Here is a 24,559-nt window from a genome sequence, read left to right as displayed (position 1 = left end):
CATGTCCAACTATTTGACTGAATTGTTTTCCCTGGAGGGGAAAACGGCATTGGTTTCTGGTGCTTCCAGCGGCCTTGGTGCCTACTTTGCCGAAGTGCTGGCGCAGGCGGGCGCCCGGGTAATTGTAGCGGCGCGCCGCACGGACAAACTGGAGATCCTGGCGGAGAAAATTGTTAACGCCGGGGGCACTGCGGATGTACTGGCGATGGATGTAACGGATCCCGACAGTGTGGAAGCTGCGTTCAGGGCCGTGGATGAACTGGGTGGGCGGCTGGATATCCTGGTCAATAATGCCGGCATCAGTACCCGCCCCGGCCGCTTTGTGGATCAGGAGGAGTCGGTGTGGGGGCAGCTGCTGGATGTGAATCTACGCGGCGCGTGGCGCGTGGCCCGCGCTGCAGCGACCCGGATGCGTGCGCAGCAGGGTGGCTGCATTATCAATACCGGCTCCATCTACAGCTTATGCACCGGCATCATGAAGACGGACTACAACGTGTCCAAAGTGGCGCTGGCGCAACTCAGCCGGAATATGGCGCTGGAGCTCGGCCGCTATGGGGTCAGGGTGAACACCCTGTGTCCCGGTTACTTTGCTTCAGATATCAATGCCGGTGAGTTTGCCACCGAGCGCGGTCAGGAATATATCCGCCGGCTGGTGCCCCAGCGCCTTGGTGAATACCGGGAGCTCGCCGGGCCGTTGCTGCTGCTGGCCAGTGATGCGGGGAGCTTTGTGAACGGGATTGACCTGCCGGTGGATGGTGGATCTCTGCTGAATCCGGTGTAGTTTGTGGTTCTTTGCAGGTCTTGCAAGGCTTTAGCCGGTATCGACACCTTCGCGGAATGAACAGACTGCGTTTCTATTTCCTTGTCATTCCCGCGCAGGCGGGAATCCAGAGCTTGGTGGCACTGGATCCCCGCCTGCGCGGGGATGACCGGCGACCCAAATAGTATTATGCCGTCATAGATTCTTTCGTCGGCTCCACTCCCATCCTGGCTAACGGCCGCACCAGCTCTCCCATTTGCTGTGCTTTTTCGCTGGAGGCATTGCCATCCAGTGCACGCTTTTTCACGCCCTGCAAAATAGCGGCGAAGCGGAAAAAGCAGAAGCTCAGGTAAAAGTTCCAGTGCGGGATGCCATCCAGTTGCATGCGTTCGCAATACCATCGCACATAGGTCTGCTCTGAGGGCAGGCCGGCTTTCGCACGGTTTATACCCCCTAGCCCGGCGAGGGCGCCATCGTGGGGCATGCGCAGCTGCATGCACTGGTAGGCGAGGTCGAATAGCGGATGGCCCAGGGTGGAGAGCTCCCAGTCCACCACCGCCAGTACTTTCGGCTTTGTGGGGTGGAAGATCATATTGTCGAGACGGAAGTCCCCATGCACCAGGGAGAGCTTGCCGTCATCCTCAGGCAGGTTCTCCTGTAGCCAGTCCATCAGGAAATCCATATCTTGCAGCTGCTCCGTCTGGGACGCGCGGTACTGGTGGCTCCAGCGGCTGATCTGGCGCTGGTAGAAGTTGCCCGGGCGGCCGAAATCCGAGAGTCCGGCTGCGGCAATATCGACCGAGTGCAGGGCGCTGAGTACCCGGTTCATTTCCCGGTAAATCGCCCCGCGTTCGGGCTCCGGCAATTGTGGCAGCGCGGGATCCCAGAAAATGCGGCCTTCGACGTATTCCATCAGATAGAAAATACTGCCGATGATGGATTCGTCTTCGCACAGGTGGTACACGTCAGCGACCGGTACTTCACTGCTGGCGAGGGCGGAGATAACCCGGAATTCCCGGTCCACGGCATGCGCAGACTTCAGCAGTTGGCCCGGCGGTTTGCGTCGCAATACGTATTGGCCGCTGGCAGCGTGGATCCGGAAGGTAGGGTTTGACTGGCCGCCAGCAAACTTGTCTGCGTGCAAGGGTCCCTTAAAGCCGGGTACATTGTGCTCCAGGTAATTCGCCAGTTTTTGTTCGTCGAAGTGAAAATCTCGCTTTTCCGTATGGCTCATGGATACTCCCCGTATTAACCCGTGTACTGACCGATGATCTGCTTGCCCAGGGCCATCTCGTGTACCTGGTCCGGGCCATCTGCCTGGCGGCACCAGCGCGCATAGTTGAATGCTTCTGCCATGAAATAGTCTTCCGTAAGCCCTCCGGCACCGTGCATCTGCATGCAGCGGTCGAGGATTTTCTGCACCATTTTCGGAACACTGATTTTGCTTGCAGCAATCATGTCACGCGCATCACGAGCGCCTACTTCATCCATCTTGCGACAGGTGTCGAGTACCAGTAAGCGCGCCATCTGGATCTCGGCAAAGCTGCGTGCGATATCTTCGCGCACCGATTGATGCTGGCTCAGCTTACGGCCGAACGTCGAGCGTGACTCGACCCGCTCACAGGTCTCTTCCAGTGCGCGCTGCGCGGCCCCGATGAGGCGCATGCAGTGGTGGATGCGGCCCGGGCCCAGGCGCCCCTGGGCAATCTCGAAACCGCGTCCTTCCCCGAGCAGCACGTTTTCCAGCGGTACCCGCACATTGTCGAAACGGATTTCCGCGTGACCGATAGGGGCATCGTCATAGCCGAGTGTGGTGAGCGGCCGGACCAGCGTGATACCGGGAGAGTTTTTGGGTACAAGCACCTGGGTCTGTTGCTTGTGGCGGTCGCGATTGTGCGGATCTGACTTGCCCATCACGATCAGTATTTTCGTGCGCTCGTACATGGCGCCGGTGATGAACCACTTGCGGCCATTCAAAACCCATTCGTCGCCTTCGCGCCGAATCTGCAGCTCGATATTGGTGGCATCCGAGGAGGCCACCTGGGGTTCGGTCATCGCGTAGGACGAGCGTATTTCGCCATTTAACAACGGGGTCAGCCACTGGTTCCGCTGGGCGTCGGTGGCGTACTTCATCAGCACTTCCATATTGCCGGTGTCTGGTGCGTTGCAGTTGAACACTTCCGGTGACCAGATGACGCGCCCCATCTGCTCGGCCAAAGGTGCATAGTCGAGATTGCTCAGGCCACCGAATTCACTGTACTCCGGGTGCGACTTGGGAATGAACAGGTTCCACAGGCCGGCTGCTCGCGCATGCTGTTTAAGTTCATCCATCAGCGGCAACGGTGCAAAGCGATTTTCCGCATGATCCAGTTGCGCGCGGTAATGGTGCTCGTTGGGGTAGATATGTTGTTGGAAAAAGTCCGCGAGCCGGGCCTGTAAGGTCATGGATAAATCGCTGAATGCGAACATGGGATTCTCCCGTATTGCCGCTGAGACAATGAAATGCGTTGACAGGGTCTGGGTAGAAATATAAAAAAACGGACATGATCAGCCTAATTTATTCGGGTGATCACTTTGCATAAATAAAAATGATGGCTCGGGGTGGCGTTGCTATCCCGGCGGTTGGAGGGAAGCATGCGCCTGGATAAAGTCGACTTGAACCTGTTTGTGGTTTTCGATGCGCTCTACCGCGAGCGCAGCGTCACCAAGGTGGCACAGTTGTTGAGCCTGACCCAACCGGCCGTGAGTAATGCGTTGGGCCGGTTGCGGCAGACGTTTGACGACCAGTTGTTTGTTAAAACCCGCGAAGGCATGAGCCCAACGCCCGTGGCCGAGAGTGTGGTTGCCGATGTGCGTGAGGCATTGGGGCTCTTGGGGCGCAGCGTGGGCGTAAATGCGCGCTTTGAACCTGCCCGCTCCGAGCGGGTGTTCCGCCTTGGCATGAACGATCTTGCCGAGTCACTGCTGCTTCCACGATTACACGAGGCGGTACGCCAGGTGGCACCGGGCGTGGGTATTACCAGCTACTACGTGGAGCGCGAGGTGGCCACGGCTGATCTCAAGGCGGGCAGCATTGATCTGTTGCTGGATGCTCCGGCGGTCAATGCGCGCGAGCTGGGGGTCTTGCCATTGGGGGAGTTGCCGTATGTGATCGCGATGCGCGACGGCCATGAGTTTGCGGGGGAGTCCGTCTCAATGGAACGCTATCTATCGGCAGAACACCTGCATGTTTCCAGCCGCCGCAAAGGTCGAGGGCATGTAGACATGGCGTTGCATGGACAAGGCCTTCGCCGCAACATTGCCATGCGGGTGCAGAATTATCTGGTCGCTGCGCAAATTACTGCGGGCACGGAACTGTTGTGGACGGTTCCCGGTGTACTGGCTGAATCCCTGCCACTGGTCGTATCCGAACTTCCGCTGGAAGTTGAGCCGTTGCGCTGGAATTTGTACTGGCACAAGAATGCGGAAAGTGATCCGGCCAATGTGTGGATGCGGAGCATGCTGGAATCGGTGGCGCAGGTTGTGCTACAGGGCTAATTCAAGTTTTGCTGCAGCTACCGAAAGCTGGCCGGGCCGATGCTGATAAGTCCGGTGAGAATTGCGTGCGTTGCCATTGGATAGCCAATAGCATACTTTGGATCGCAATAAGAATTCATAAATATAAGGGTGTATTCGATGGCGTTTAAGAAACTGTGCAATATTTTGACCGTGTCACTACTGGTGGCTTCTTCACCACTGTTGGCAGATCAGACCGGCGATGCCAAATTTGCCATCGCTATCCACGGCGGCGCGGGCACGATCGAAAAGTCCCGTATGACACCGGAAAAAGAGCGCGCATACCGGGCCAAACTTGAAGAGGCTATCAATGCGGGATATGCCGTTCTGGAAAAAGGTGGGGCAAGCCTGGATGCAGTGGTGACGGCAATCAATATTCTGGAGGATTCGCCGCTGTTCAATGCCGGGAAGGGCGCGGTGTTTACCTATGATGGTACCCATGAACTGGACGCCTCCATCATGGATGGCCGCAACCGCCAGGCCGGTGCGGTTGCGGGGGTCAAACGTATCGCGAACCCAATCAATCTGGCGCGAATGGTGATGGAAGATTCTCCCTTTGTGATGCTGTCTGGTGCTGGTGCGGAGTCCTTCGCCGAGAGCCGCGGTGTGCCGTTCGTCGACAACAAGCACTTCGATACGGAACAACGACGAGAGCAATTGAAAAAGGCCAGGGAAAAACTGGATCGTGAAAACCAGCAGGAAAAGGATTATCGGGCTGCGGTAGAGGCGCTTCCGGTGCCCTTCAGAATGGGTACGGTTGGTGCTGTGGCACTGGACAAACAGGGCAATCTCGCCGCGGGCACCTCCACCGGCGGCATGACCGCCAAGCGCTTTGGCCGCATCGGTGATTCACCGGTGATCGGTGCCGGCACCTTTGCCGACAACCGCTCCTGTGCGGTTTCCGCAACCGGGCATGGTGAGTACTTTATCCGCTATAACGTTGCGGCAGATATCTGCGCGCGCGTGCAGTATCAGGGCAAATCGGTTGGTGAAGCGGCATCCGAGGTGATCGATGATGTGTTGTTGCCGGTGGGCGGTACCGGTGGCGTCATCGTACTGGATACGAAAGGCAATATTGCGCTGACGTTCAATACCAAAGGGATGTACCGTGGTAGCCGTACCTCCAGTACACCCCTGAGCGTGGCGATTTTTGGCGATAACTGATCGCGCTTACTGTCGCCCCTGTTTGAGCAGGCGCTCGATGGCCTTGGTGGCGGCAACAAAGCCGAAGGTGCCGGTCACCATGGTGGCGGCACCGTAGCCGCCGCTGCAGTCCAGTTTTACCCCATTCTGCATGGCACTTTTCTGCTGGCATACCTGGCCATCCGGTTGCGGATACACCATCGGCTCGCCAGAAAAAATGGCGTCGACACCAAACTGCCGTTTGCTGGATTTCTGGAAGTTGTGGAAGCGATACAGGTGCTGGCGCACTTTGGCCAGCATCGGATCATTATGGGTACGTCCGAGGTCTGCGGTGGTGATTTCTGCGGGGTTTTTCTTGCCGCCGGCAGAGCCCACAGTAATCACGCGCAGCTTGCGCGCCTTGCAGTAGGCGATAAGCGCCGCTTTTACCCGCGCGTTGTCGATAGCATCTACGACGATATCAATGGCTTCCTTCTCTGGATCCAGCAGCGTGGCGAAGTTATCAGCGGCGATAAAGTCTTCGTGTGTGGTGACGCGAATTTCCGGGTTGATCTGGAGTAACCGGTTGGCCATTTCAGCCACTTTGATTTCACCGACGGTGTTACTGAGGGCGTGGATCTGGCGGTTGGTATTGGTTATGCAGATATCGTCCAGGTCAATCAGGGTCAGGTGACCGACCCCACTGCGGGCAAGGGCCTCGGCGGTCCAGCTGCCAACACCGCCGATACCGATCACCACCATATGTGCGCCCGCCAGTTTCTCCAGCGCCGCGGTGCCATACAGTCGGCCGATGCCGCCAAATCGTTGCAGGTAGGTATCACTCAAACTCATGGGGTTGCAGATCCGTTATCTCTTCCAGAAACCATTGTTGTTCATGGGCGTTGGGTATGCGGCAGGCGGGTGGCCGGCCGAACAGGCGGTAGCGGTTTTGCGCCACCAGGTCGTAAAGCCTGTCTCGTAGCGAGGTGGGCACAAGCCTGAATATTCTCAACCAGCACCAGGGGGCCGGCAACTGCCCGATAACATCGAGTGCTGCTTCGCTGCGAAAGCGCGGTGCTGGCCCATACGTGCCGCGCACTAGATAAATCATGCTCTGGTAATTGTCCAGAGGCTGATCCAAAAGACGCAGTAAAAACTGCCCGGCAGGGGACTGGACCCGGCACAAGGTAAACTGGTGAAATTTGTCATGCCGTAAAATGAAACGGCTCCAGCTGTTACAGAGGTTGCACTGGCTGTCGAAGAGAATGAGGTGATCGGGAATCATGTTGGCTGCCGCAGGGCGCGGGCAATCCGGTGAGAAGTTAGGCACTACTTGATTGGGCTCGCGGAGCAGTGTTAGCTGCTCCGCGGTGTCCTTTAGTGGACGTGACCGTGATCGATCTCTTCCGGGGTCGCTTCGCGCACGGAAACCACTTCTACCTCGAAGTGCAGCTCTACACCCGCCAGCGGGTGGTTGCCGTTGATGGTTACCTGGTCGCCATCAACGTCGATGATTTCGACTTCAATCGGATGACCTTCGGTGCTCTGTGCGCGGAACGCCATGCCCACTTCCAGTTTTTCTACGCCGCCAAAAGCGCTGCTCGGCAGGGTCTGAATCAGCTCCGGGTTCTGCGGGCCGTAGGCCTCTTCCGGGGCGATTACCACGGAGAACTTGTCACCAGCGCTCTTGTCCAGCATTTCCTTTTCCAGGCCGGGGATGATGTTGCCCACGCCCTGCAGGTACTTCAGCGGTTGTCCGCCTTCGGAGGAATCGATTACGGTACCTTCGGCATCTTTCAGGGTGTAGTTGATCTCCACAACACTGTGGTTGGCAATTTTCATTAGCAGTCTCTTGTTTCTTGAGAGTGTTTGGTAGCGCTTACCGCTTACAGACAGGAAGGCAAACGGGGGTATAAGGCTGTGTGAGCGGCCATTGTAGGGGTGGGGTTTGCTGCTCGCAACCGAGAGGTCGTGCGCGGTCCCGATCTCATGCAGTGATGAAGGGTGGTTGGCAGAGGCGGGAAGGGGCATTTGCCCCATAAACCGTCGGTCAGCTATACCGGCCAGGACAGGGGCTTTTGCCGCGTCAGCCCCGTATCCCTGGTATCCGGGCGTGCTCAGCAGGCCAGGGAGAGGGGCTCGTCGCAGTTCTCGTACAGTTCGCCTGCTGTGCGTAGGAGTTTACTGCTGAGATCGGGGCAATAGCCCAGCTCTTCCATGCGCGCTTGCAGGTACTCCAGCAGCGCTTCAAACAGTGCGGGGTTCAACCCCCGGGCCAGAAAGCTGGCGCGGGCGCTATACACCGGTTCCGGCTGGGCCGACAGTGCGTGGCTAAGAAACTGGGCCTGGCGGCTGCTTTGCTTGTCATGATCACTGCTGTCAGATGGGGCAAGGTATTTGCCGATCGCCTGGTAAAACTCGTTTACGGTGCGGCGAACAAACTGGTGTCCTCCCATCTCATCCAATAGGCTCTGCATAATGTCCCCCTGAGACATGTATATTTTTGTATGTTTCGTATCTTTTATGCGGCTTAACGGGTTGGCATGGCGACTGAGGAAGTCACCGATACCTGAATTTATAGATTTTGATATGCATTTCGAGGGCCAGGTTTGAAGCGTTTCTGCCCCAAAAGTGTGCACTCGCAATGTTGGCTGCAGGCAGCCCGTTTGCCTGTCTCGTCACATGGGCGGCAAGATTAAGGGAAGCCCCGGATAGTGCCAATGATTGACCATAAAATTGTCACGGGCTTCCACGGGTATTCGCGTGTTGTGCATTAGGGCGCAACCCCTGGCAGTGAATGCTTCCGCTGACTGATTGGCCACTGTTAGACTAGCTGGTAATCAATGCTCGGTCTTAAAGCATGACCGGCGTATTTTTATGCAAACCTGGCACTTCCGAGGCAATACATGGCGAGTATTTTTACCAAGATTATCAATGGAGAACTACCTGGTCATTTTGTGTGGCGCGATGACGTCGCGGTCGCGATTATGACTATTGCGCCGGTAAAAACCGGTCACTGCCTGGTGATTCCGGTAGAAGAAATCGATCATTGGGATGATGTGCCGGCCGACGTCTCTGCCCACCTGATGGAGGTGGCCCGTAAGGTGGCGAAGGCGCAAAAGCGGGTTTACCAGCCAAAGCGCGTGGGGGTCATGGTGGCGGGTCTTGAAGTGCCGCATACCCACTACCACCTTATCCCGGCGAACGAGATCACTGATCTGGACTTCGCCCTGCAAAAGCCGGCGCAAGCCGAGGAACTCGCCGCAGAAGCTGCACGTCTGCGCCAGGCTCTCGTTGACCTCGGTTACGCCAGCGGCGAATAAAGGTCGCTCCCGGAAAATTATCTTTGGGGTAGGTGCATCTAAATGGCACTCTCGCCTCATCCTACCGGTAGACGACACTAAAGGAACCGCAGAATGTTCACCAAATCCCGATTCTCCGCTGTGTGTGCAGTATTGATTATGTTGGTAGCCGGCGTGGCTCACGCCGATCGATCGACCAAAAGCTTTCCGCTGGAGGGGTTCACCGCCATCTCCCTGAAAGGCAGCTCCGACTTGAAAGTCATTCAGGGCGATCACTTCTCAGTGCGTGCCACTGGCCCTGAGGATGCAATGGCTTATGCCCGCGCGGAAATTGAAGGAGACACGCTGAAACTGTTCGTAGAGAGTGAGAAAAAGTTTCTCTTTGGCGTGGTTACCGTTAGCTCGGAGCCGGAAGTGAAGTTTCAGGTCACCTTGCCCGAGATTTCCGCCCTGCACGTTACCGGGTCCGGTGAAGCGGATGCGGATGCGCTGGAGAGTGAGCGACTGGATCTCGGTGTCACTGGTTCCGGGGTTATCCGTATAGATCGGGTGGCAGCCGAAGAGCTCAATACCGCGGTTACAGGCTCCGGTGATTTGCTGATCGGTACGGTGCTGGCCGTGCGCGGAGCAGCCGGGATTACCGGATCTGGCGACCTGCGAATCGAGAACTTCGTTGGTGAGGAGCTGGCTGCTCAGATCAAAGGGTCCGGTGACATGATGATCGGCGGTAAGGTCGCGGATGTTGATATCACCATCATGGGATCGGGAGATTTCGTCGGGCGTACCCTGAGTGCGCAAAATGCCGGCGGTGCCGTGATGGGCTCAGGTGACATTGTTTTACGGCGCCCAGCGCACGACTCTTTCTCTGTGATGGGATCTGGAGATATCGCTCTGGTGGAGTGAGCGACAGGTGACAATATGATAATGCGATGGCTCGGGGTTGCCGTTGTTGGTGTAACCCAGCTGCGCTGAATTCGTCCATCATTCCGCAAAGCGCGACGCCCTGGGGCTCGCGCTTTTTTATTGCCGGCGTCCGGGAAGTGTTCGTGGCTGCATGGGGGCTAGACTTGTCGGGAACAGTCAGTCACAGTCATCTTGAATCCTCCACGTTCGCTGTTGGTCGTTGGCTGCCGCTCGCGCAACTGGAGAGATGGCTAACAGAAGTTGAGAGCAAGGATAATGAGCAGTGATAAGAGTGGGCAGGGACGGCTCCGAAAAATTCGTTCCGGCTGGAGACGTTTGCGTCGCGAGGCGGCGGACAAGTCTCATTGGGCGGCAGAGCGTTTACTGGATAGGCGTATCTGTATCGGTATTACCGGGCTCAGTGGCGCCGGTAAATCCACGCTGTTAACCAGTCTCATTTACCAGCTGAGCCATCCTGACCGGGCGCAGCTCCCTGGCTTTGGCCCCGCGCTCAATGGACGTCTGCTTGGCGCAGAGCTGCGCCCGGCACTCGATACGGGTTTGCCGACTTTCGAATATGAAAAATGCCTGGAAGCGCTCAACGGAACGCCTCCGCGTTGGCCTGAATCCACCCGTGACCTGTCTGCGATGGAACTGCATATCCATCTACAGGGGCGCCGACTCGGCAGGGACTTCCGTCGAACCCTGATACTTGAGCTGCGGGATTACCCTGGCGAATGGTTAATGGACCTGCCACTGCTGAACCTGTCCTACGACGAGTGGTGTCGCCATCAGGGCAGTTTGCTTGAGGGGGAGCTTCGGGCCAGCCTGGCGCCCGATTTGATTCGTCGCCTGCACTCGCTAAAGCCGACGGATACCGCGGATCCCCGCGTGCTGGATAGCTTGTGGCAAGACTACAGGCAGTTTTTGCGGGATTGCCGAAGCGTACACAAATTGAGCTACCTGCAACCCGGGCGTGCGCTGCTGGAGGAAACGGAATATGGCGTGCTGCCACTGCCGGGCTTGGGCCACCTTGGAAAAGAGACACTTGAAGCGCTGCCGGAAGATAGTGTGTACAAGGCGCTTGCCGGGCGGTATCAGGCGTATGTTGAAGAGCAGGTTGCGCCCTTTGTGGAGAGTCATTTCCGTCACCTGGACCGTCAACTGGTCTTGGTGGACCTGATCAGTACGTTATTTGCGGGCGAGTCTTCACTCGATGATATGCGGTTGGCGTTTCGGCATATCGCGGATACGTTCCGCTATGGCAATACTGGTGTACTGCGAAAACTGTGGAAGCCTCAAATCGATCGGCTGGTATTTGCTGCGACCAAAGTGGATCAGGTGCTGGCCGCTGACCACGATGCTTTACGCCAGCTGCTGGGGCAGCAGCTGCAGCAGGCGTTTTCTGGGGCGCGCCACCGGGGTCTCCCGCTATTTTGCGAGGCGATCGCCGCTGTGCGCTGTTCCAACGAGAGCCAGCGCGAAGGTCGCCGGATACTGGTTGGTCACGATATGGAGGGGCGTCGCCTTGGCTTTGAAAATGCGGAGATCCTGCCGCACTCGCCGGATGAGCGCGACTGGCAGCACTACGCCGGTGGCTTGCCGCCGCAGCTGCGCCCACCAATGGGCATTGGGCGGGAAGGATATATCCCTCATATACGTATGGATGCACTGTTAAATCTATTGCTTGGAGACAAGGTGTGAGTGAGCCAGACAAGTCTCATCGCGACGTAAATACCGCCGCCGATTCCACTATTGGTAATGGCGAGGAAAAGCGGAGAAAACCGGTTGAACGCCGCCAGACACGGATTGAGAACCTTGAATCGGAGCTGGAAACGGAAGCGCGCCGCGCTCGTGCAGAGACCCGTGTGGAGGCGCTGACAGATGAAGATGATCAGCTCCCCCGATCAATTACCACCGGGGAGTCTCTGCCAGACAAAATCTCGTTTTCTGAACTGAGGTTGCCAGCCTTCCGGTTGCGTTTGTGGAAGCCGGCATTAGTAGCCGCATTACTGTTGGTTTTCGGCGCTGTGTTCTGGGAACTGCGGCAGTTTTTTTACTGGGCTGCCGATATGCACTGGATTTTGGGTCTGCTGTCGGCGGTTATTATCGGTGCGCTGACGCTGACTATGGCCAGCGCAGTGTGGGAATACTTTCGCGCTGGTCGGCCGCTGCGAAAGCTGCAGAAGACTCAGGAGCTCGCCGCTGAAGTGCGTGACAGTCGGTCCACGGATGCGGTCGAACCTCTCAACGATCAGCTTCGCGAGCTGTTCGACGGCAAGCCGCAAGGGGCGTTGCTCGCTCGAGTTCAAAGTGAAATGCCGGACTACTATGACAACAGCGAACTGCTCCGGCATCTGGAAATTAATTTTTTCGAAGCCCTGGATCAGGAAGCATTGCGTAGAATCGTTCGTCACGCCTCTACCACCGGCGCTCTGGTAGGTTTGAGCCCGTTTACGACTCTCGATGTACTGGTTTCCCTCCGGCAGTCGATGCGGATGATCGATGATGTGGCGCAGATATATGGTGTGCGCCCATCGGTGGTGGTGCGCTGGCGCCTGTTCAAGAAAGTCCTGGCGCTGGTTGCCTATAGTGGCGCCAGCGAATACGCGGTGAGCGAGCTGTGGCCGGAGCTGGTGGGAGATAGCATGTTGAGCTCGGTGTCCGCACGTCTGGGGCAGGGCATGGGCGCGAGCCTGTTTATGGCGCGTATCGGGCTGGCTGCGGTGCATAGTTGCCGGCCCATTCCATTTTCTGAGAAGCAGCGTCCAAAGCTTGGTGCACTTACCAAGCGCATTGCGACCAGCCTCAAAGAACGGCTGCTGGGGCGTGGGGAGCGGGCGCCCGTGGTGACCAGAGAAAATGCGGAAAAATTTGGGGTGGAGCGAGAGTAGAGAAAGGACCAGACCGGGTCATTGCCCCGGTCTGGCGGTCGCTCAGAAACGAGTCTCTGCTTACTGGAACTGCTTCTTCATCAGCATTCTTGTGTGATGCTGATCAATCAACTGGGCCAGGGTATCGAAGCGACTTTTGACAAAGGGGCGGGGGTTGTTGGCTCCAGTTTCATCTGGGTATTCAACGCCCTCTCGAACCAGTTGCAGTTCTTTGGCCAGGCCATCGATTGCGGCAAAGATACCCTGTGTGCTTTCTTCGCTATAGAAGATGTGGCTCTCGCCGGTATCTAACAAGTAGTCATTGCATTCTTTCAGCCAGGCTGAGCGCTGCTGCAGGAAGTTAATGGTGTTGCGGATCCCGCCTTTGTATTCGGGTTTGAAGTTCTCATTGACATATTTGCCCAGGCTCCGCATGCCAGAGTCCACAAATTGCTCAACTACGCTGTCGCAGTAGCTGGTGTTGAGGTAGGACGGGTGTGCTTTCGCCAGCGAGAGGCTGCTCACAAGGAGCAGGCCGACCGTGAGCAAAGCGTTACTGATCAAGCGGGAGAGGGGGTGCGCTGTTGTGTTACTAGACGATTTCATTTTCAGTGCCCTGCTGTTGTTTTTTTCTCTATCAGGCTTTTATTTGTGATAAGCATCACATGAATAACGAAACAGAATTCTATTGTCAATCGCTTTTAGGGGGCGATTGTCACTTAAGTGCCAATTACTGAGCTAATGCACACTTATTTCCGGTTTACTTCGGTGGAAATGATGGGCAACTTGTGTCGCCACATGAGCGCGGCCTGAGAAGATAGCCGGTTGGGCTTTGCCCGTTGGTTGGCTTGAGCTGAGACTAACTTCAGATATTAGGAGAGTATTTTGTCTGAGTACGATTTTGACCTGTTTGTCATCGGAGCGGGCTCCGGCGGCGTGCGCGCTTCCAGAATGGCAGCGGCAAACGGCATGCGGGTGGCTGTGGCGGAAGACCGCTACATGGGAGGTACATGCGTAAATGTCGGTTGCGTTCCGAAAAAGCTGTTTGTGTATGGGAGTGGCTACAGCGAGTCATTTGAAGACGCTGGTGCCTATGGCTGGGATGCCGGGAAGGCGGCGAGCTTTGACTGGGCAATACTCCGAGATAACACAGCGAAAGAGGTCGCCCGTCTCAATGGTATTTACCGCAACCTGCTGGGTAATAGCGGTGTGACGGTGATTAATGGCCGTGCGATTCTGGCCGGTCGTCATGAGGTTCGTGTTGGCGAGGATATCTACACTGCAGAGCGAATTCTGGTGGCGACCGGTGGATGGCCCGTCGTGCCCGAATTTCCTGGCAGCGAGTTGGCCATTACCTCCAATGAAGTTTTCTCGCTGGAGGCGTTCCCGCAGCGGATTCTTGTAGTGGGCGGTGGCTATATTGCCGTGGAATTCGCGGGCATTTTCGCCGGCCTCGGTGCGGAGACCTATTTGTCCTATCGGCGCGACCTGTTCCTGCGCGGTTTTGATAAGGATGTAAGGACCTTTACCCGCGATGAAATGACGAAGAAACGGGTTCAGTTGCGGTTCAATCACAACGTAACAGCCATCGACAAGCAGGCTGATGGCAGCCTTCTGGTTCGCGATGACAGCGGCGATACATTGGTGGTCGATGCAGTGCTGTTCGCCACCGGGCGCAAGCCGAATACCAGGGGATTGGGATTGGAGAAGCTTGGCGTTGTTCTGCACAAGGATGGCACTATCGGCGTTGACGACAATTTCCGCAGTAGCGTTACCTCAATTTATGCCCTGGGCGATGTTACCGGTGGGCCAGAGTTGACCCCGGTGGCGCTCGCAGAGGCGATGGCACTGGTGAAACACTGGAAGACCGGCAAGACCGCGGAGATCGACTACAACAACATTCCCACGGCGGTGTTCTGTCAGCCGAATATCGGTACGGTCGGCCTGACCGAGGAAGAGGCTCGGCAGGCGGGTATCAGTGTGGAGGTGTACAAGTCTGATTTCCGGGCCATGCGGCATACCGTGAGTGGCAGGGATGAGCGCACCCTGATGAAGCTGGTCGTTGACAAGTCGACGGATAAGGTAGTCGGGGTGCATATGGTCGGGGCCGATGCGGGCGAAATTATTCAGGGCATCGCTGTGGCCATGAAGGCTGGCGCTACCAAAAGCGTGTTTGATCAGACCATAGGTATTCACCCTACAGCGGCCGAAGAATTTGTGACCATGCGTACGCCGGTTTCGACGTAGGAGTGTGACGGAGACAGCGGAACCTGTATCCGCGGGTTAAATTTTGAACCAGTGCAGGAAGCAGCAAAGCCCTGCAATAAAAAAGGCGACTCGCTGATAGTGAGTCGCCTTTTTGGTTCCGTACCGCCCGTCATCGGGCGGTACGGATATCAGTTACGGGTTGGTTTTTGGTCGGAATGTGCCGAGCTACTCCTCAATCTCCACCTCTTCGGCGACTTCGTCCATTTCAGGTAGCTGGGTACGTCTGCTTTTACGTTTGTCTCCACGCTCCTTCAGGCAGCGCTCGGCAGAACTGAACGCAGCGTTTACTGCACGATGAATGGAGTCGCTTTCATTGGTAATGGTGACCGGGTTGCCGCTCAGGGCAAGCTCAACAGAGGCGCGGTACTGTTTGCCTTTGTGCTTGTGATTGTGGGGGGCTTCTAGAACCACACGGCTTCGTATGATATCGCCACAATAACGTTCCAACTTGTGTAGCTTTCTGGACACGGTGTCTGCCAGGGCGGCAGATTTGTCTAAGTCGCGGAACACAATGTTATCGTAAGGCGCAGATTTCATGGGCACATACCTCCGGTTATAAAGAGTCCATGCAGGCCGCAAAGTGCGGTTTGCTAGGTAAAAGGTAGGGCGCCCTTAGGGAGTTTCGCTTCGTTGGGAATCAGGTTGCCAGAGGTCGCAGATTTGAAGTGCTGATCCGATCTCAGCTTTGGGTGTTTTGCGCCTGGTCTGGAATTCCAACGAGGTTCGAAATATCTCCCTGTAACCCATAATGCGATTCCTACAAAAAAAATCAAGCACCCCGTGCGATTAAATGTCACAAAAATATGCTATTGCTCCAGGGGTACTAAACCTCAGTGGCATTCAGGACAAAAAAGGTGCTCCGGTCACCAATTGTGTCCTGATCTGCTTGGCATGGTCATTGCTGCGTATGGGTGTCTGAGGTACATTGTGCGGATATACGCCGGGCCAGTATTGCAGGCTGGTGTGATTCAGGCGTGTGACATCCTCAGATCTTGAAGTAAAAAATCAATTAACGGACTTTTGGCTATGGCGGTAAACCGTGGTTGCTCGCTGCTATTTGCGGGCTTGTTGGGGGTAGTGAGTGTAGGTGCTGTTGCGCAGTCGGCCTCGTCGCTGACGGTGGAGCAGAACAAGCTTGCCCGAATTGAGCAGACTCTGGAAAACCGGCAGGTGGAGCTGGAGGAGGTCGAAAACGAGATACTGGGGTATGACTATAAGCTTGAGCGGGCTGAAAAATCCCTGGCGGACGCGCGCAAAAACTATCAAGAGAGTCTGCGCGAGCTGAAAGCGGCTGAGCGCGAGCATCAGGCGTCTCCCGGTGCGGATTCTGAGCGTGCCTTGCACAAGGCCAAGCATGCGTTCTCCATGGCGGAGCGTGGCGTAGATAGCCGCAGTCGGCGGGTTGAATTTATTCAGACCAACTATGAAGAATTGCAGGCTCGCCTTAATAAGTCCCAGGCAGCCGTCGCGGATGCGAAAGCGCGCCAGTCCTCTCAGACAGCGCGCGTGGATGGCATGGTGAAGTCCATGTTGGTGCAGGCCGAGGAGCAGCGGAAAGCGGCGGTGGCCAAGGCTCAGTTGAAGCCTGCTGCGAAGCCGGTGATGAGTGAGCCGGAAATTCCGGCGCCTACGGTAGCCTCTCTGGCGCCGGTGCCAGCAGAGCCCGCCAAAGCGCCCGATGCACAAGAAGAGCGCGAGATCGATGCGGACCTGTTGGAGTACGTCCAGGGTGAGCAGGCGCGGTTGGAGCAATTGCTCGCGGATACCGAACAGGGCGAAAAAGGAAAGCAGACGTTCCGCAACCTGTCACTTCGGATGTCAAATGGTGAGTCTTTGGAATTTGAATTCCTGGGGCACAATCAGTACCGCCTGCTAGCGCCGGTGGAGGCTGGTCGCCAGACGTACAAAATCAATAGCTGGAAATTCCGCCGTACAATTCCCTCGGATGATAACGGCGTCCGCTATGTGTTTGTGCTCGATGCTCGACGCCTGTCCCGTCCACGTTTGGTGATGTATCCGGAGTATGTACTCTCTCGCCTGGATTAAGTGTCTCGTTAGAGCTGCTTGAACCGATAAAAAAAGCCCGCTGCTGCGGGCTTTTTTTGTTTCAACTACTGCTGAATGGGAATCTGGCCAGTTGAGAGTACTGGCTTCCACCGGGCGCCAGCAGGCTGTGATACAGGGTCAGGTTGTTCAGTAGGCAAAGGTTGTGTGTGGGGAGAGGTGGGACCCTGGCAAAGCCCTGGCGCGACCTGGCCAGGGTGAAGTGCGGTCTGTAGCGAGTGCTTTCGGGTCGGATGCCGATATCAATCATAAGTTGCCGGCATCTCTGATGCAGTTGATCCAGTTCCGGTGAGGGCAGAAGCTCGGTTGCCAGCAGCTTGGACCGGGTTTTCGGGAAGGGGTGTGTGCTGACGGCCTGGGCCCAGATTTCCCGGGTTTTCAGGGAGATCTCGAGCAGGCGTGTTTCAATGCGCTCTATCCGGTCGGCGGGAGTTTCGCCGAGAAACGCCAGGGTAAGGTGACGATTACTGTGGCTGATCCAGCGTGTATCCCGGGGTAATGCCTGGTGGCGGCACTCTGTCGCCGTAGCGTCCAGGAATCGCTGCGTGGCAGCATCGGGGTCTACGCCGATAAACAGCCTGGGTGTGGCGTTAGTCCCGTTTTCCGTCATTGGAAATTCCAGTTTATTTGGTGGGGTGAGGAAGGCGTTGGAGTTTGCCCTATATGGTACTTGAAGCGCTGCTCAGGCCCGACACTTGAAACGCGAAAAAATTTTTGGGGTTGAAACCTCTAAGTTGGCCCATATCTCTATTCATGTGAGGGGCAGGCTCGATAGAGCTGCTCTTCCAAACTCCCCCGGGCTGAAAGCTTTTGTTCCGGGGTATCAACCGCCCGGTCATTGACGGGCTTGGAATATTGCTCTGAATTGAGGATATGATTATGCGTAGTTTAGACCTTTCCCCCCTTTACCGTTCCGCGATCGGCTATGATCGCCTTGCGAATCTGCTGGACTCTATGGCCAGTACTGAACAAAATCAGCCGGCATACCCCCCTTACAATATTGAGTTGACGGGTGAGGATGCGTACAGAATTTCTATGGCCGTGGCCGGGTTTGATGAGGCTGAGCTGGATATCCAGCTCGAACAAAATCGCCTGACCGTCAGCGGGCAAAAGCCGGGAAACAATGAGTCCAGCCGTAATTTTTTACACCGGGGTATTGCCGCTCGAAATTTCGAACGTCGTTTCCAACTCGCGGATCATGTGCGAGTAACGGACGCGCAACTGGTTAATGGGTTGCTCCATATAGACCTGGTGCGGGAAATCCCGGAAGCAATGAAGCCGCGTAAAATCGAGATTTCAAACGGCAAGCTGCTGCACGCAGAAAAAGGCAATAGTGCTCAATCTGAATTGCAGGGCTCCGAGAGTGAAAGGGCAGCCTGATAATTTAAGTTGTCCGCTGTGCCACGGTGTGGCGCAGCCCTATCATCAGGACAAGTTCCGAAGCTACAACCAGTGCGCAAATTGCGCACTGGTTTTTGTGCCTTCGCATTTCTGGCTTTCTGCAGACGAAGAAAAATCCTATTACGACCTGCACGAAAACAGTGAATCAGATGCTGGGTATCGCCAGTTTTTGAATCGATGCGCCGCGCCGCTATTAGGTGCACTACCTCCGCGTTCGGTAGGATTGGACTTCGGGTGCGGCCCGGCTCCACTACTGGCACAAATGCTTTCTGATGCTGGTCATAGCGTCTCCATATATGATCATTTTTACTTCAACGATCACAATGTGCTGGAGCGCCAGTATGACTTTGTAGTCAGTACGGAAGTGGTCGAGCATCTCAGCCAGCCGTGGGTGGAATTGGAGCGACTCTGGAGTCTGATTAAACCGGGTGGATTGCTCGCGTTAATGACCAAGATGGTGATTTCCCACGAACGTTTCGCTAATTGGCACTATATCCGCGATCCAACCCACATCATCTTTTTCAGCGAGCCGACGTTCCATTGGTTGGCTGATGCCCTGGGTGCCGAGGTGGAGTTTGTGGCGCCCGACGTGATTTTTCTGCGCAAGCCGTAACTTGCGAACTTTACGTATTCACCCGAAACAATTTTGCCCTGACCGTGGTGCGGTATTCGCTCGGCGTTGTCGCAAGGAATTTTTTGAACAGGGCCGTGAAGTGGCCCATGTCCTGGTAGCCCACTTTTTCCGCTATTTCATTTACTGAAAGGTTGCTGGACTGCAGCAACTCCCTGGCCATATCGACACGCACATTCTGCAGGTATTGCAGTGGTGTTTGTCCTGTCGCCATTTTGAACCGGCGATTAAACGAGCGAACGCTCATGTCGAAATACTGGGCCACCTCGCTGAGTTTTACATCTTCGCTGCAGTGTTGTTTCAGCCAGGTTTGAGCCTGAACGATATCTTCGTCCGGGTGGAGGTGAACGGCGCCTTCGGAATAGGCAATTTCCTCGAATGGACGACGAATTTCGTGGGAAAAGTTGCGCTCGACGTGACTGGCGACGGCCGGTCCGTACAGTTGGCGGATCAGGTGAACCGTCACGTCAGCCAGGGCATTTACGCTGGCGGCACAGAACAGTTTATCCGCCTGGGTAATAAAGTACTGGCGCTTGAGTTTTACCTGGGGGTAGTCGGCCGCAAACTGGTCAAAGTAATGCCAGTGTGTGGTGGCGGGTTTGCCATCCAGCAATCCGGCTTCGGCCAGAAAACAGACGCCGGTACCCACCGCCGAAATGGCGGCCCCCAGCTCGGCTTGATTTCTCAGCCACTCCAGTAGCTGGGCGCTGCGTCGCAGGGCCGGGCGAGGATTTCGCCACAGGGCCGGCAGGTAAATGATGTCGCTGTCGGGCGCGTCGGCAAGCGCCACATCCGGCATCAGTTGGAAGCCGGATCGTGACTTGACCGGTGCGCCGTCAATGCTGGCAGTTACAAGTTTCAATGGGGTGCGCTCGCCGCTTGCGCGCGCGCGGCTTTCGGCGCCGCGGAGCATTTCCAGGGGCAGAATGGTGCCCGTGGAAAGCATTTGGTCGACCAGCATGAATGTAATGGTGGGCATGGGTAACTCTCGCTGCCGGATTGGCCGCTGGGAGCATGATGTTGATCACGCTCTGCGGGGTATCGGGCGCATAATGGCCAGAAGCTCAAAATTGCTGGCCAGTATGCCCATAACGAGGCCGAATCGCCAGCCCCTAAACTGACTCTCTATCGGATTCATACTTAAACACAGGCTGGAGATCAGGATGCAGCGCCTACCCGTTATTACCGCTTTTGGGGGGTTTAACCCCGCCGGTCGCAGTTCATTTCATCGCGGTTATAAGCGCTTGATTCTGGATAATCTTAGTCAGACGGAGCGCAACGATACCCTGTCTGACCTTGCGGCGCTGATGGGCTTGCGCACAGGCGCGGCGGCATCCGGCCCACTGGATGCGGCGCTCGAGCGGCAGGTGCTCGATGGCACCCTGGTGCGTGAGCTTGAAACGCGCTTTTACGATTATCGAAACTGCCATTTTCACCAGTCTGCGCAGTTGAGCAGTGACAGCGGCTTCACTTTCGAGATGTCGGTGCGGCAGCTGCCATCACCGTTGCCTGAAGGGTGGGAAGTTGAGCCTCTCGATGGTGGAAAGGTGCGGGTAAGGTGTGCGTCACTTTCGGTGATGCTGGATAGTCACCGCGAGATTCCCGTCGCCTCGGCGGGACAGCTACCCACAGGCTTTGAGCCGGGTGAGCAGTATAACTCCCGCTTTCACCCCCGCGGATTACAGCTTGCGATTCTCGGTGCCTCCGATGCAGTGCAGTCCCTGGGGATTGATTGGGAGCGTGTGGTTGAGAGAGCGGGCCCGGAAAATATATCGGTCTACGCGAGCTCAGCGATGAGCCAACTTGACCCCAATGGTAATGGTGGTCTGCTGCAGTCCCGGCTGCGCGGTAGTCGGGTAAGCTCCAAGCAGTTGGCGCTGGGGCTGACCAGTATGCCGGCGGATTTTGTGAATGCGTATGTACTCGGCAGTGTCGGTACGACAGGAGCCGTTGCCGGTGCCTGTGCAACTTACCTCTACAATCTGCGCGCGGCGGTGGAAGATATCCGCTGCGGTCGCGCCCGCGTTGCCGTGGTTGGCGCAGCGGAGGCGCCGCTGGTGCCGGAAGTAGTGGATGGTTATACCACCATGGGCGCTTTGGCCAACACTGAAGGCCTGCGCAAAATTTTTGGTGGCGATATTGATTTCCGTCGTGCCAGCCGTCCTTTTGGTGATAACTGCGGTTTCACTCTGGGAGAGGGCAGTCAGTGGGCGGTACTTATGGACGATGAACTCGCTCTCGAGCTGGGGGCGCCGATACACGGTGCGGTGGCGAATGTATTCGTCAACGCGGATGGTCCGAAAAAGTCGATTTCCGCGCCAGGGCCGGGTAATTATCTCACGGTGGCTCGCGCCATGGCGGAAGTCCGCGCAATCCTCGGTGATGAGAGTCTGCGACGCCGCAGTTTTGTGCAGGCACATGGTTCGAGTACTCCGCAAAACCGGGTGACCGAATCTGCGATTTTTGACCAGCTGGCAGCGGCGTTCGGCATTGATGCCTGGCCCGTGTGTGCGGTTAAAGCTTATCTGGGGCATACCGTTGCGGCGGCGAGTGGCGACCAGCTTGTTACCAGTCTGGGTATTTTCTCCCATGGCGTTCTGCCGGGGATTACTACGATTGATCGCATTGCTGACGATGTGCACCACGATAACCTGATGTTGTCCATGCAGCACGTGGAGCGCGCGCCGGAGTCGTTGGATGTAGCCTTCCTCAATTCGAAGGGTTTTGGAGGCAATAATGCGACGGCCAGTGTTTTGGCGCCTCATGTGGTAGAGCGTATGCTGAGTAAGCGCCACGGAGCCAAGGCGATGACGGATTACCGCAGGCGCAGCGAAGCGGTTGCCGCACAGGCTGCCGCGTATGATGAGAGTGCCAGTCGCGGCGATCTCAAGGCGATTTATCGTTTTGGCGAGGGGCTTATTGATGAATCAGGCATCGCCTGTGATAGTGAGCGTGTGACCTTGCCGGGAATGGGGGGCGAGGTGACATTGCCGAACGTAAACCCCTACGAAGACATGGTATAAGCCTCTAACCGCTCGTCGCTTCGTCAGTACCTGTCACTGACCGAACATTCCTTCTTTATATAGGTGACGCCAGGACCGAATCCGCGGTCCTGGGCATACTCCCTGGTCATGCCGTCCAGTTCATTGCCAGGATTATCGATCCAAACGGCGAATGGCTCGTCTCCGATAGAGCAGATGACTACTATTGCTTGGCTGTTGTGCCCCGCAGGCACTGTTCTAGCGTTTCCGTATTCAGGTTGCCGTTCTGAGTAAATAATGATCGGTTTGAGGGTCCCTGTGCTAAAGGGGACACTGGATATGGTAGAAATGGTATTCAAACGCGTGTTTGAATCTGGCTATACTAGGTCTCGTTGACTGCGCCAGTTGCTGTCGTCGCCGAACTGAGAATACTGTGGCGGTGTCAGAGCAGCAGTCATATTCAAACCCCGACCCCCCGGACCGGTTTATATTCTGGCGTCAGAGCCCGGTCATCAAACAACGAGGTCAATAATGTTATTTAGTGGCAAAGCACTTTCAGTGCAGATGTTGGAAGACGGCATCGCGGAGCTGAAGTTCGATCTGGAAGGCGAATCCGTCAACAAGTTCAATCGTCAGACTGTGTCAGAGTTCTCTGAAGCGCTGGACGCGATTGAAAAGGCTGGCGATATCAAAGGCCTGCTGCTGACCAGCGGTAAGGGCGTATTTATTGTCGGCGCAGACATCACAGAGTTTGGTGGCGCCTTCTCAGCGGGTCCGGAAGGGATCTCTGAGCTGATGAACAAGAACAACGAGAATATCAACCGCCTGGAAGATCTGCCGTTCCCTACCGCCGTTGCCATTAATGGCTACGCTCTCGGCGGCGGATTCGAAGTCTGCCTGGGTTGTGATTTCCGCGTAATGGGCGACAAGGCCAAGGTTGGACTGCCGGAAGTGAAGCTTGGCCTGATCCCGGGCTGGGGCGGCACTGTTCGTCTGCCGCGTGTGATTGGCGTTGACGGTGCTGCGGAGTGGATCGCCGCAGGTAAAGAGCAGCGTCCGGACGCCGCGCTGGCTGCACACGCAGTTGATGCTGTAGTCGCTACCGAGCAGCTGAAAGCTGCCGCTCTGAAACTGTTGGGTCGCGCGATTGCGGGTGAGCTGGATTACAAAGAGCGTCGCGAGATTAAGAAGTCTCCGATCCCCATGAACGACACCGAAGCGCTGATGGCTTTCTTCACCACCAAGGCGTTTGTTGGTCAGCAGGCGGGTAAAAATTATCCGTCTCCGGTGAATGCGGTAACCTCCATCGAGCAGGGTTATAAGCTGGGTCGTGATGAGGCTCTCGCAATTGAGCAGCAGCAATTTATCGCAAGTGCTCAAACCGGTACGGCGAAATCCCTGGTTGGTCTTTTCCTGAATGACCAGAAAGTTGGCAAGGTGGCCAAAAACTGGGAAAAGAAAGCGGACAAGCAGATCGAGCGCGCCGCGGTACTTGGAGCTGGCATTATGGGCGGCGGTATTGCCTACCAGTCTGCCTCCAAAGGCACTCCCATTAAGATGAAAGATATCGACCAGAAAGGTATCGATCTGGGCTTGAACGAAGCGAACAAGCTTCTCGCCAAGATGGTAGAGCGTGGCCGTATGACTCCGGCCAAGATGGGTGAGGTGCTGAACCGTATCGAGCCGACTCTGAGTTACGACGGCTTCGAAAACATCGATATCGTTGTTGAAGCGGTTGTTGAGAACCCGAAGGTCAAGCACGCGGTTCTCAAAGAAGTGGAAACCAAGGTCACCGAAGACACCGTGATCGCGTCCAACACTTCTACCATCTCGATCGATCATCTTGCTGAGCCGCTGGCGCGTCCGGAAAACTTCCTGGGCATGCACTTCTTCAACCCGGTGCACAAGATGCCACTGGTGGAAGTGATTCGCGGCGAGAAGACTTCCGAGACTGCGGTTGCCCGCGTTGTTGCCTATGCCAACAAAATGGGCAAGAAGGCGATCGTTGTGCGTGACTGCCCGGGATTCCTGGTTAACCGCGTACTGTTCCCGTACTTTGCTGGTTTTGCCATGCTGGTGCGCGATGGCGCCGACTTCCAGGAAGTCGATAAAGTCATGGAACGCTGGGGTTGGCCGATGGGTCCGGCTTACCTGATGGATGTTGTGGGCATCGATACCGGTGTGCACGCAGAGCAGGTTATGGCAGAAGGTTTCCCTGACCGGATGGGTAAGACGTTCACGGCTGCTTCTGACGTTATGTACGAAGCTGGTCGCTATGGCCAGAAAAACGGCAAAGGCTTCTATAACTACGAAGAAGACAAAAAAGGCCGCCCGAAGAAAGTGGCGTCTGAAGAGTCTTACGAGCTACTCAAGCCGCATGTAGCTGAGCGTCGCGAATTCGAGAAAGACGAAATTATCGCGCGTATGATGGTGCCTATGGCTACCGAGCTTGCACGCTGCCTGGAAGAGGGCATTGTTGAGTCCCCGGCAGAAGCCGACATGGCACTGATTTACGGTATCGGCTTCCCGCCGTTCCGTGGTGGCATCTTCGCCTGGCTGGACAGCATCGGTATGGACAATTTTGTGAAGATGGCTGAGCAGTTCTCTGATCTCGGCAAGCTTTACGAGCCTACCGAAGGCATGCGTGAAATGGCCAAAAATGGCACCACCTACTACGGCGACAAGTAAGGAGAGTTTCC

23 protein-coding genes are annotated in these 24,559 nt (G+C 56.2%); 13 read left to right on the top strand and 10 right to left on the bottom strand.

What is annotated here, in order from left to right; translation table 11 throughout:
- The first annotated feature begins 1 nt into the window (after position 1).
- Entirely contained in the window at positions 2-781 is a 780-nt protein-coding gene (locus LC093_RS03855; protein WP_226662295.1) for an SDR family NAD(P)-dependent oxidoreductase, read from the top strand.
- 166 nt (positions 782-947) lie between these two features.
- On the opposite strand, the gene LC093_RS03850 is transcribed toward LC093_RS03855, so the two are convergent.
- Together LC093_RS03850 and LC093_RS03845 are read right to left on the bottom strand one after the other, a co-directional pair.
- On the bottom strand, positions 948-1,994 hold the full coding sequence (locus tag LC093_RS03850; RefSeq protein WP_226662292.1) for a phosphotransferase: 1,047 nt from the start codon (positions 1,992-1,994) through the stop codon (positions 948-950).
- A gap of 14 nt (positions 1,995-2,008) precedes the next feature.
- On the bottom strand, positions 2,009-3,229 hold the full coding sequence (locus tag LC093_RS03845) for an acyl-CoA dehydrogenase family protein (RefSeq protein ID WP_226662289.1): 1,221 nt from the start codon (positions 3,227-3,229) through the stop codon (positions 2,009-2,011).
- A 165-nt stretch (positions 3,230-3,394) separates the two neighbouring features.
- Here LC093_RS03845 and LC093_RS03840 point away from each other — a divergent pair, with 165 nt between their 5' ends.
- Positions 3,395-4,297, top strand: a complete 903-nt coding sequence (locus LC093_RS03840) for a LysR family transcriptional regulator (protein ID WP_226662286.1) — start codon at positions 3,395-3,397, stop codon at positions 4,295-4,297.
- A 138-nt stretch (positions 4,298-4,435) separates the two neighbouring features.
- Positions 4,436-5,479 (top strand): isoaspartyl peptidase/L-asparaginase family protein, encoded by a 1,044-nt coding sequence (locus LC093_RS03835; protein ID WP_226662283.1) that lies wholly within the window; start codon positions 4,436-4,438, stop codon positions 5,477-5,479.
- 6 nt (positions 5,480-5,485) lie between these two features.
- On the opposite strand, the gene tcdA is transcribed toward LC093_RS03835, so the two are convergent.
- The 4 genes from tcdA to LC093_RS03815 form a co-directional block, all read right to left on the bottom strand.
- Complete coding sequence (tcdA, locus tag LC093_RS03830; protein ID WP_226662280.1) at positions 5,486-6,289, bottom strand: tRNA cyclic N6-threonylcarbamoyladenosine(37) synthase TcdA; 804 nt, start codon at positions 6,287-6,289, stop codon at positions 5,486-5,488.
- The gene (locus tag LC093_RS03825) at positions 6,276-6,722 is read right to left on the bottom strand and encodes a thiol-disulfide oxidoreductase DCC family protein (RefSeq protein WP_226662277.1); all 447 of its coding nucleotides are present in this window, start codon (positions 6,720-6,722) and stop codon (positions 6,276-6,278) included. Before LC093_RS03825 ends, tcdA begins: the two co-directional genes overlap by 14 nt.
- Positions 6,723-6,814: 92 nt before the next feature.
- Entirely contained in the window at positions 6,815-7,279 is a 465-nt protein-coding gene (locus tag LC093_RS03820; RefSeq protein ID WP_226662274.1) for an FKBP-type peptidyl-prolyl cis-trans isomerase, read from the bottom strand.
- A 275-nt stretch (positions 7,280-7,554) separates the two neighbouring features.
- The gene (locus LC093_RS03815) at positions 7,555-7,914 is read right to left on the bottom strand and encodes a hypothetical protein (protein WP_226662271.1); all 360 of its coding nucleotides are present in this window, start codon (positions 7,912-7,914) and stop codon (positions 7,555-7,557) included.
- Positions 7,915-8,343: 429 nt separating this feature from the next.
- On the opposite strand from LC093_RS03815, the gene LC093_RS03810 reads away from it, so the two are divergent.
- The 4 genes from LC093_RS03810 to LC093_RS03795 all read left to right on the top strand — a co-directional run bounded on the left by LC093_RS03810 (position 8,344) and on the right by LC093_RS03795 (position 12,536).
- The gene (locus LC093_RS03810) at positions 8,344-8,760 is read left to right on the top strand and encodes an HIT family protein (RefSeq protein ID WP_226662270.1); all 417 of its coding nucleotides are present in this window, start codon (positions 8,344-8,346) and stop codon (positions 8,758-8,760) included.
- A 93-nt stretch (positions 8,761-8,853) separates the two neighbouring features.
- Positions 8,854-9,642: a GIN domain-containing protein gene (locus LC093_RS03805; RefSeq protein ID WP_226662268.1), complete on the top strand. Its 789-nt coding sequence runs from the start codon at positions 8,854-8,856 to the stop codon at positions 9,640-9,642.
- Positions 9,643-9,918: 276 nt separating this feature from the next.
- Positions 9,919-11,346 carry a YcjX family protein gene (locus tag LC093_RS03800; protein ID WP_226662267.1) on the top strand — a complete coding sequence of 476 codons (1,428 nt, stop codon included), beginning with the start codon at positions 9,919-9,921 and terminating at the stop codon, positions 11,344-11,346.
- The gene (locus LC093_RS03795) at positions 11,343-12,536 is read left to right on the top strand and encodes a TIGR01620 family protein (RefSeq protein ID WP_226662265.1); all 1,194 of its coding nucleotides are present in this window, start codon (positions 11,343-11,345) and stop codon (positions 12,534-12,536) included. Before LC093_RS03800 ends, LC093_RS03795 begins: the two co-directional genes overlap by 4 nt.
- A 60-nt stretch (positions 12,537-12,596) precedes the next feature.
- Here LC093_RS03795 and LC093_RS03790 read toward each other — a convergent pair whose 3' ends face one another.
- A complete protein-coding gene (locus LC093_RS03790; RefSeq protein ID WP_226662263.1) occupies positions 12,597-13,121 on the bottom strand; it encodes a hypothetical protein in 525 nt (174 codons plus the stop codon).
- Between the two features lie 279 nt (positions 13,122-13,400).
- On the opposite strand from LC093_RS03790, the gene gorA reads away from it, so the two are divergent.
- Positions 13,401-14,762, top strand: coding sequence for a glutathione-disulfide reductase (gorA, locus tag LC093_RS03785; protein ID WP_226662261.1), 1,362 nt, complete (start codon positions 13,401-13,403; stop codon positions 14,760-14,762).
- A gap of 186 nt (positions 14,763-14,948) precedes the next feature.
- Here the strand turns inward: gorA and LC093_RS03780 are convergent, their stop codons facing one another.
- Complete coding sequence (locus LC093_RS03780; RefSeq protein WP_226662259.1) at positions 14,949-15,320, bottom strand: HPF/RaiA family ribosome-associated protein; 372 nt, start codon at positions 15,318-15,320, stop codon at positions 14,949-14,951.
- Between the two features lie 489 nt (positions 15,321-15,809).
- On the opposite strand from LC093_RS03780, the gene LC093_RS03775 reads away from it, so the two are divergent.
- A complete protein-coding gene (locus LC093_RS03775; protein ID WP_226662256.1) occupies positions 15,810-16,829 on the top strand; it encodes a hypothetical protein in 1,020 nt (339 codons plus the stop codon).
- Positions 16,830-16,890: 61 nt separating this feature from the next.
- On the opposite strand, the gene thpR is transcribed toward LC093_RS03775, so the two are convergent.
- Positions 16,891-17,457, bottom strand: coding sequence for an RNA 2',3'-cyclic phosphodiesterase (gene thpR, locus LC093_RS03770; RefSeq protein WP_226662253.1), 567 nt, complete (start codon positions 17,455-17,457; stop codon positions 16,891-16,893).
- Positions 17,458-17,726: 269 nt separating this feature from the next.
- Here thpR and LC093_RS03765 point away from each other — a divergent pair, with 269 nt between their 5' ends.
- Together LC093_RS03765 and LC093_RS03760 are read left to right on the top strand one after the other, a co-directional pair.
- Entirely contained in the window at positions 17,727-18,227 is a 501-nt protein-coding gene (locus LC093_RS03765) for an Hsp20 family protein (RefSeq protein ID WP_226662243.1), read from the top strand.
- Positions 18,211-18,861 (top strand): class I SAM-dependent methyltransferase, encoded by a 651-nt coding sequence (locus tag LC093_RS03760; RefSeq protein ID WP_226662240.1) that lies wholly within the window; start codon positions 18,211-18,213, stop codon positions 18,859-18,861. Before LC093_RS03765 ends, LC093_RS03760 begins: the two co-directional genes overlap by 17 nt.
- A gap of 10 nt (positions 18,862-18,871) precedes the next feature.
- Here the strand turns inward: LC093_RS03760 and LC093_RS03755 are convergent, their stop codons facing one another.
- Positions 18,872-19,858, bottom strand: coding sequence for a GlxA family transcriptional regulator (locus LC093_RS03755; RefSeq protein WP_226662237.1), 987 nt, complete (start codon positions 19,856-19,858; stop codon positions 18,872-18,874).
- A gap of 184 nt (positions 19,859-20,042) precedes the next feature.
- Between LC093_RS03755 and LC093_RS03750 the strand changes: the two genes are divergently transcribed.
- Both LC093_RS03750 and fadB read left to right on the top strand, forming a co-directional pair.
- A complete protein-coding gene (locus tag LC093_RS03750) occupies positions 20,043-21,902 on the top strand; it encodes a beta-ketoacyl synthase (protein ID WP_226662234.1) in 1,860 nt (619 codons plus the stop codon).
- A 489-nt stretch (positions 21,903-22,391) separates the two neighbouring features.
- Positions 22,392-24,548, top strand: coding sequence for a fatty acid oxidation complex subunit alpha FadB (fadB, locus tag LC093_RS03745; protein WP_226662231.1), 2,157 nt, complete (start codon positions 22,392-22,394; stop codon positions 24,546-24,548).
- Positions 24,549-24,559: the final 11 nt, after the last annotated feature.

Source organism: Microbulbifer aggregans, from assembly GCF_020524005.1.
Lineage (GTDB): Bacteria > Pseudomonadota > Gammaproteobacteria > Pseudomonadales > Cellvibrionaceae > Microbulbifer > Microbulbifer aggregans_A.
Note: the sequence above shows the minus strand (reverse complement) of the source record. Positions and strands in the feature narration are given on the sequence as shown.